Here is a 7,315-nt window from a genome sequence, read left to right on the forward strand (position 1 = left end):
CCATCAGTCCTTGACCGCACCGCCCGCAATCCCGGCGACGAAATGCCGTTGCAGCGACAAGAACAGTGCCAGAAAGGGAATGGTGGCAATCGCCGTGCCCACCATGATGCCGCCCCAGGAAACGCGGGTCAGGCCCACCAGGGTGCCCAGCGCCACCGGCATGGTGTAGCTGTCCTTTTGCGTGAGCACGATCAGCGGCCACAGGTAATCGTTCCAGGAGGCCAGGAACAGCAGAATGGCCAGGGCAGCCAGGGCCGGGCGCACGATGGGCAGCGCGATCTGCCAGAAGATGCGGCCCTCGGACGCGCCGTCGATGCGGGCGGCGTTCAGCAGGTCGCTGGGGACGGTCTGGAAAGCCTGACGCATGTAGAAGATGCCGATGGTATTCGCCAGTGTCGGCAGAATGACGGCCCAGTAGGTGTTCGACAGCTTCAGGTCGCGCGCCACCAGAATGAACTGCGGAATGATGGTCACGAAAGCGGGAATGGTCAGCGTCGCCAGGATCAGGCCGAACAGCCAGTTCTTGCCGGGAAAATCAAACTTGGCGAAAGCGTAACCGCCCATACTGGTCAGCAGCATGCTGAAGACGGTGTAGAGCGTCGCGATGGCGGTGCTGTTGAACAGCGTCCGGATGAAGTTGGTATCGGCCTGCAGCCCCCGGAAATTTTCCAGAAAGGCTCCGCCGAACCACAGCGGCGGATTGGGGCTGAAAATGGCGGTTTCCGGGTGGGTACTGAACACGGCCATGATCCATAGTGGCGCCAGAAAGAGGAGCGCCAGCGGCAGCAGGGCCAGGTGCAGCCAGAATGCGCTTGTGCGTCTGCGGGCGACTACGCCCGGTGAGTCGTGGGCAGCCACCTGCGGCCTGGCCGTCATGTTTCCCTCCCGAAGAGTCGAAGCTGGATAATGCTGAACACGGCGGCGATGGCGGCCACCGTGTACGCGATGGCACTGGCGTAACCAAAGTTGAACGAGCGGAACCCCTGCTGGTACAGGTATGTCCCCAGCGTCATGGTGGCGTTGCCAGGACCGCTGTTGGTAATCAGCGCGGGCTCAGTGAACAGTTGCAGCGTGCCGATCACGCTCAGGACCATGCAGAACAGCAGCGTGGGTCTCAGCAGCGGCAGCGTGATCTTCCAGAACTGCTGCGTGGGCGTGGCCCCATCGATGCTGGCGGCTTCATACACGTCCTCGCTGATGCCCTGTAGCCCGGCCAGCAGGATGATGGCGTTGTAGCCCGTCCAGCGCCAGGTCATGGCCAGGATGATCACGGACATGGCCGGGCCAGACTGATTGAGCCAGTCCACGGCGGGCAGGCCAATGCCGGTCAGGGCGCGGTTGACCACGCCGAAATCGGTGTTGAACAGCAGCCGGAACACTGCCGAATACGCCACTGTACCCACCACCAGCGGCGCGAAAAAGGCGAAACGGAACCATCCGGCGGCCCTGAGCAGTTTGCTGTTCAGGGCCACGGCCAGGACGGTGGCCAGCGACAGCATGAGCGGCACCTGAATCACCAGAATCACCAGGGTATTTCGCAGGGCGGTGCGAAAGAACTCGTCCTGGGTCAGTCGGGACCAGTTGGATAGGGCGTAGGGCGCGTCTGCCCCAAGACGCGAATCCTTGAAGCTCATCAGAAATGAGCTGACGATCGGCCAGGCCCAGAAGGTCAGGAAGATCAGCAGGTACGGCAGGATAAACAGGTACGGCGCTTTGGGGGTGCGCGCCCAGCGCCCGGTGCGCGCGCGCCGGGGGGCAGGGGAGAGCGGCTGTGAAGTGGTCATGACTACCTCGGCAGAACACGGAGGAGGAGCGAAGGAGGCGAGAGCGGTAAAAACAGCGCTGAGCGAGGGAAGCGGGCGTCCGTGTGGTCGCCATTCCCTCGCCCATTGCCATCACACCGCGCTCAGGCCCGGCCCGCTATCCGGACTCCACAGCAGAAGACGGGAGTGCCAGGCGCTGGCCGCTGTCCTGACGGCCTTACTTGGCGACAGGCAGGCCCGTGGCGCTGCTGATCTTCTTGGCGGCGTCGTCCAGGGCTTCCTTGGCGGTCTTGTAGCGGCCCTTGATGTAGTCGGCCTGCACCACGATCATGACCTGACGGGCGTCCTGGAAGTACTGGGTGCCGCGCGCCTGGGGCACGTCACCCAGGGTTCCGAGGATGGTCTGCCACACGGCCTGGTTGCCCCAGTACGGCTGTGCGGTCTTCACGTAGGGGTCCTTGGTGGCACTGAGCAGGCTGGGCACCAGGCCCTGAGACTTGAGCATGGTGACCTGACCGCCAGCGGTGGCCAGAGCGTTTTCGATGAAGGCGTAGGCTGCCGCCTGGTTCTTGCTGGAGCTGGGAATCGCCAGAGCGCTGCCGCCCAGGTTGCTGGCGCGCACGCCCCCGGCCTTGGAGGCGGGCATCAGGTACACGCCCCACTTGCCCTTCTGATCCGGGGCGTTGGTGCGGATGGTGCCCTCATACCACGCGCCGAACATGGCGCTGGCGGTCTTGCCTGCCTTGACGTTGGTGATCTGGCCGCCCCAGTCGCCGGTGGTGACGACCTGCGCGTCGTACAGCTTCTTGATGGTGTTCAGGGCCGTCACGCATCCCGGCTGATTGATCGTGACCGCCTTGGCGGCGTTGTCGAAGTAAAAGCAGCCGTTCTGGTTGGCGAGCATGCGGAACCATTCGTCATCCTGGCCGTTGGCGACGGTCGCCATCTTCACATTGTTGTTGAATTTGGCATTGACCTTCTTGCCCGCCGCGATAAAGTCGTCCCAGGTCTTGATGTTGGCCGGGTTGACGCCCGCCTGCTGATACAGGTCGCGGCGGTAGAACATCACCACGGGGCCGGAATCCCAGGGCATGGCGAAGCGTTTGTTGCCCGCCGTCAGCTCGGTCCACTTGAAGGCTGGGAAGTTCTTAACCAGCTTGTCCGCGCCCTTGGTGTTCAGGTCCACGAAGCAGTTGGGGAAGCGTGACCAGAACACCTCGGCCTCGTTGTTCTCGATGGAATAGACGTCGGGCATGTCCTGGCCCCCGGCGGCGCATCCGGCCAGTCCCCGGTCGTACACGTTCTGGTTGCCCAGGTCCTCAACCTTGACTGTCACGTTGGGGTACTTCTTGTTGAAGCTGGGAATGGTGCTTTCCAGCGCCTTGGCGGCGGCATCCCAGGACCAGACGGTGATGGTGCCGGACAGGTCCTGAGCGGCGGCGGAACCGGCGAGCAGCAGGGCGGACAGGGACAGCATAACTTTCTTCATGGGAACCTCCGAGATGGGTTGGGTGTTGAGGAGAATGGGGCGCGCAGTTTAAACCAGTTGAAGATCGGGAATGCAATTCAGGAGATCGGTGGGGGGTTCGCCGCTGTGTCTGTCGGTAATCAGGGTGTGAACGGCAGCCACCGACGCCACCTGCGCCTGACTGACCTGCCCGAGCTTGCTGTGATCGGCCACCACCACGATTTCACGGGCCTGATGCACCATGATGCGTTTGATCTCCGCTTCCTCGTGGTTGGCGTTGGTCACGCCCGCCTGGGCACTCACACCGTTGCAGCCCAGAAACAGCCGATCCGCATGAATGCGTCCCAGCACTTCCAGGGCGTAGGGGCTGACCAGCGAGTGCTGTAGCGGACGCAGCATGCCGCCGGTGACGATCACGCGCACGTTCGGCAGTCGTTCCAGTTCCAGGGCAATGTTCAGGCCGTTGGTAATGATGGTCACGCCACGCAACGTGGGCGGCAGCGCGCGGGCCACCTCGGTGGTGGTGCTGCCCACGTCCAGGAACACGGTCTCGCCGTCCTGAACGAGCGCTGCCGCCGCCCGCCCGATGCGCCGCTTGGCCGCTGAGTGCTTGCGGCTGGTTTCCTCGAGCGGGAATTCGCGCTGGATATCCAGCGGCAGCCGCGCTCCGCCGCGGGTCCGGCGCAACTGGCCAGACGTCGCCAGCGCTTTCAGGTCACTGCGAACAGTGACTTCCGAAACCCCCAGAAGTTTTGAAAGCTCGGATGCGGAAACTTCCCCATTTTGCTGTGCAAGAGAGAGAATCTCGCTTCTGCGGGCCTGAATCATGTTCACCCCCTCGTTTGTGCGATTTTCGTTGCTTTCGGAGTTTATGTTGGAACTGCTTCCGCGTCAAGAGTCGCTTCCCTGCCATGAAAGAGCAGCCCACAGCCCATCACGATCAGGCTGCCCGTCCGCACGAAATACGCCGAGCGGACCAAGCCTCCCCGCACTTCTCAGCGCCATCACTCGTATGCTGGGGAGCGTGAAGCTCGCTCCCTACATTGACCACACCCTGCTGAAGGCCACCGCAACACCCGCCGATATTTCCAGACTGTGTCAGGAGGCCCGCGACAACGCCTTTTACGCCGTGTGCGTCAATCCCGTGTACGTGGCGCAGGCTCGCGCCGAGCTGGACGGCAGTGGGGTCAAGGTCGCCACCGTCTGCGGCTTTCCGCTGGGGGCAGTGACCAGCGGCCAGAAGGCTGTGGAGGCCCGCCTGAGTGTGGAGGAGGGAGCGGACGAGGTGGACATGGTCATCCACATCGGCGCGGTCTTAGCTGAGGACTGGGACAGCGTGCAGGCCGACGTGCGCGCGGTGCGGCAGGCCATTCCCGAACATGTTCTGAAGGTGATCATCGAAACGTGCTACCTGGACGATGAGCAGAAGCGCGGCGCGACGGAAGCGGCGGTCGCGGGCGGCGCAGACTTCGTGAAGACCAGTACCGGCTTCGGCACCGGGGGCGCAACGCTCGATGATGTCCGGCTGATGCGCGAGGTCATTGCGGGCCGCGCGAAAATCAAGGCGGCGGGCGGCGTCCGCAGCGCGGCGGATGCCCGCGCCATGATCGAGGCCGGGGCGGACCGCCTGGGCACGTCCGGCGGTGTGGCCCTGGTTGCTGAAGATGGGATGGCTGGCGAGCAGAGCGGCGAGGGGTATTGATGGCGGCTCAATCCCAGATTCCTGAAGTCGTCCTCGCCTCCGGCAGCCCCCGGAGGCGCGAACTGCTGACTCTGCTGGGCGTGACCTTCCGCGTGCAGGTCAGCGGCGAGGACGAGGACAGCGCCGAGACCGATCCGCACGCGCTGGCCGCCGAACTGGCGGCTCTTAAGGGCCGCAGCGTGGCCGCCCTGAATCCGGACGCGCTGGTCATTGCCGCCGACACGGTGGTGGCCGTGGACGGCACGCTGCTGGCCAAGCCTGCCAACGCCGCCGAGAACGCCGATTTTCTGCGCCAGCTCTCGGGCCGCTCGCATGGGGTGTTCACGGGCGTTTCGGTGTTTGTGGGCGGCCACGAGCGCACCGAGGTCGCCCGCACCGATGTGACCTTCCGCGCCCTGTCTGAAGCCGAGATTGACTACTACGCACAGTCCGGCGAGGGGCTGGACAAGGCAGGCGGTTACGGCGTGCAGGGGCTGGGTCAGGCGCTGGTGTCCCGCATCGACGGCGAGTTCTCCAACGTGGTGGGCTTTCCGCTGTCGCTGGTGATTGAGCTGCTGCGTGAACACGGCGTTCCAATCTGGGGTGCGCCCCAGTCCACAAGGAGCAGTCCGGAGGCGGCTCCGGCGTGACGGGGGGGCGGCAGCTGGGTCTGGTTTTCGTAGGGTTGCTGCTGATCAGCATGGTGCTGACGCGCTTTCAGGTGGTGCCGCCCACCGCGCTGCGCTCGTTCACCGCGCCGGTCTCGCAGGTGGGCGTGGTGGTGGCCGATAACCTGCGCCGCGCCGTGACGAGCGTGACCCAGCAGCGGGACCTGCGGGCCGAGGTCAGCAGATTGCAGGTGGAAAACGATGTGTTACGTCAGCGGAACGAGTTGCTAACCCGCGAGGCCAGTCGCTTAAAACAGCTGGAGATCATCACCCGCACGCAGGCCCCCAACGCGGTGGGGATCGCGCAGGTCATTGCCGTCGATCCCAGCCCGCTGCTGTCGCGCCTGACCCTCAACAGGGGCACGCGCGACGGTGTGCGCGTTCGCATGCCAGTCACGGTGCCCGGCGGGCTGGTAGGACAGGTCACGGGTGTCAGCGCGTCCAGGGCGACAGTGGTCTCCCTGGTGGACCCCGAAAGCACCGTGGGGGTCACCCTGCAGGGCGGCGGCGGTGGACGCGGCCTGGCCCACGGCGTCCCGCCAGATCGCCTGCGCGCCGAGTTCTCGCGCAGTGTGCCAATCAAGGCGGGAGACACTCTGGTGACCTCGAGCCTGGGCGGGGTCTACCCGGTGGGCGTGCGGGTGGGCACGGTGGAGCAGGTCCTGCCGTTGGGGCCAAACGATGTCAACCGCTCTGTGATTGTCCGGCCGGCGGTGGACCTGGGCGTGGTGGAAGACGTGACCATTCTGGAGGGCCTGTAATGCTGGGGCGGCGAGGGCTGGGTCAGCGCAGATGGGGTCAGCGGGGCAGTGGTGCAGGGCGGTTCAACCGGGGCGGCCTGGGCCGAGGCGGTCTGGGGCCGCGGGCCGGCCTGCCGCAGCGTGGTCCGGAGCGGATTTTCCGGGGGGTGGTCTACGCCGCGCTGCTGATCGCCGTGCAGGGCCTGCTGTCCCGGCTGGCTGACGCGGCTGGCCTCGCGGCTCCCGATCTGTTCCTGTTGACTGCTGTGGCGTTGGCGTGGCGCATGGTGCCGGGATGGGCGCTGGTGGCCGCCTACGGTGTGGGATTGGGCCAGGACCTGCTGGGCGGCGGCGTGCTGGGCCTGCATGCGGCGGGGCTGGCCGGGGCGGCGCTGCTGGCGGTGTTGATCCGGCGCTACGTGGCCGACTCCGGTCCCCTTCAGAGCGCGCTGAGCGTGGTAGGTGCGCTTGTGGGCGAGTGGCTGACCTTCGGGCTGCTGGCCTACTGGCTGCGCTCCGAACTGATCACGGTGAAGCTGCTGCTGAACACGATTCCCAGCCTGCTGCTGGGTACACTGCTGGCGTACCCGCTGTGGGACTGGGCCGTGCGCTGGGGCATCGGTCCACGCCCCGGCCCGCAGGAGAAACTGGCGTGAGGAAGGAGAGAACGGTGAACGGTGCGGTATGGAGTGCGGGGCGGGACTGCCCGGCGGCGGGCTTCGCGTGAGCCGCGCCGAACATCCCCTGCACCGCCCCGATCAACGCCACGAGCGGCTCAAGCGTGAGCGCAAACGGGCCGTCAGGATTAAGAAGGAGGGGGCCAGCAGCGGGGCCGCGCGGGTGGGCTGGGTGGCCTTCGCATTCAGCCTGGGGCTGCTGGGGCTGGGGGCGCGGCTGTATACCCTGCAGGTCACGCAACACAGCCAGTATGCGGTGCAGTCGGCCAGCAACTTCCAGCGCGATGAGGTGATCCGTGCCCTGCGCGGCGAGATCCG

8 protein-coding genes and 1 pseudogene are annotated in these 7,315 nt (G+C 65.6%); 5 read left to right on the forward strand and 4 right to left on the reverse strand.

The features are described 5' to 3' along the window. Positions 1-3: 3 nt before the first annotated feature. The 4 genes from HNQ08_RS18855 to HNQ08_RS18870 all read right to left on the reverse strand — a co-directional run bounded on the left by HNQ08_RS18855 (position 4) and on the right by HNQ08_RS18870 (position 4,059). Positions 4-876 (reverse strand): carbohydrate ABC transporter permease, encoded by an 873-nt coding sequence (locus HNQ08_RS18855; RefSeq protein WP_184135608.1) that lies wholly within the window; start codon positions 874-876, stop codon positions 4-6. Continuing rightward, on the reverse strand, positions 873-1,784 hold the full coding sequence (locus HNQ08_RS18860) for a carbohydrate ABC transporter permease (protein ID WP_184135610.1): 912 nt from the start codon (positions 1,782-1,784) through the stop codon (positions 873-875). The genes HNQ08_RS18855 and HNQ08_RS18860 overlap by 4 nt, the downstream gene beginning before the upstream one ends. 196 nt (positions 1,785-1,980) lie before the next feature. Then, positions 1,981-3,252: an ABC transporter substrate-binding protein gene (locus HNQ08_RS18865; protein ID WP_184135613.1), complete on the reverse strand. Its 1,272-nt coding sequence runs from the start codon at positions 3,250-3,252 to the stop codon at positions 1,981-1,983. A 48-nt stretch (positions 3,253-3,300) separates the two neighbouring features. Beyond that, positions 3,301-4,059 (reverse strand): DeoR/GlpR family DNA-binding transcription regulator, encoded by a 759-nt coding sequence (locus HNQ08_RS18870; RefSeq protein WP_184135615.1) that lies wholly within the window; start codon positions 4,057-4,059, stop codon positions 3,301-3,303. Between the two features lie 196 nt (positions 4,060-4,255). On the opposite strand from HNQ08_RS18870, the gene deoC reads away from it, so the two are divergent. The 5 genes and pseudogenes from deoC to HNQ08_RS18895 form a co-directional block, all read left to right on the forward strand. Continuing rightward, positions 4,256-4,933: a deoxyribose-phosphate aldolase gene (gene deoC / locus HNQ08_RS18875; protein WP_229790126.1), complete on the forward strand. Its 678-nt coding sequence runs from the start codon at positions 4,256-4,258 to the stop codon at positions 4,931-4,933. After that, positions 4,933-5,562 (forward strand): Maf family nucleotide pyrophosphatase, encoded by a 630-nt coding sequence (locus tag HNQ08_RS18880; RefSeq protein ID WP_184135620.1) that lies wholly within the window; start codon positions 4,933-4,935, stop codon positions 5,560-5,562. The genes deoC and HNQ08_RS18880 overlap by 1 nt, the downstream gene beginning before the upstream one ends. Beyond that, positions 5,559-6,341: a rod shape-determining protein MreC gene (locus tag HNQ08_RS18885; RefSeq protein ID WP_184135622.1), complete on the forward strand. Its 783-nt coding sequence runs from the start codon at positions 5,559-5,561 to the stop codon at positions 6,339-6,341. Before HNQ08_RS18880 ends, HNQ08_RS18885 begins: the two co-directional genes overlap by 4 nt. Next, the gene (locus HNQ08_RS18890) at positions 6,341-6,976 is read left to right on the forward strand and encodes a Rod shape-determining protein MreD (protein ID WP_229790127.1); all 636 of its coding nucleotides are present in this window, start codon (positions 6,341-6,343) and stop codon (positions 6,974-6,976) included. The genes HNQ08_RS18885 and HNQ08_RS18890 overlap by 1 nt, the downstream gene beginning before the upstream one ends. A gap of 67 nt (positions 6,977-7,043) precedes the next feature. Further along, a pseudogene (locus HNQ08_RS18895) lies at positions 7,044-7,315 on the forward strand (hypothetical protein); the annotation flags it as partial.

The sequence above is a fragment of the Deinococcus humi genome (genome assembly GCF_014201875.1).
Lineage (GTDB): Bacteria > Deinococcota > Deinococci > Deinococcales > Deinococcaceae > Deinococcus > Deinococcus humi.

Excerpts from the sequence above, each read along its gene's own strand:
- HNQ08_RS18855 (WP_184135608.1), bottom strand. The coding sequence starts at position 876 with ATGACGGCCAGGCCGCAGGTGGCTGCCCACGACTCACCGGGCGTAGTC.
- HNQ08_RS18860 (WP_184135610.1), bottom strand. The coding sequence starts at position 1,784 with ATGACCACTTCACAGCCGCTCTCCCCTGCCCCCCGGCGCGCGCGCACC.
- HNQ08_RS18865 (WP_184135613.1), bottom strand. The coding sequence starts at position 3,252 with ATGAAGAAAGTTATGCTGTCCCTGTCCGCCCTGCTGCTCGCCGGTTCC.
- HNQ08_RS18870 (WP_184135615.1), bottom strand. The coding sequence starts at position 4,059 with ATGATTCAGGCCCGCAGAAGCGAGATTCTCTCTCTTGCACAGCAAAAT.
- HNQ08_RS18880 (WP_184135620.1), top strand. The coding sequence starts at position 4,933 with ATGGCGGCTCAATCCCAGATTCCTGAAGTCGTCCTCGCCTCCGGCAGC.
- HNQ08_RS18890 (WP_229790127.1), top strand. The coding sequence starts at position 6,341 with ATGCTGGGGCGGCGAGGGCTGGGTCAGCGCAGATGGGGTCAGCGGGGC.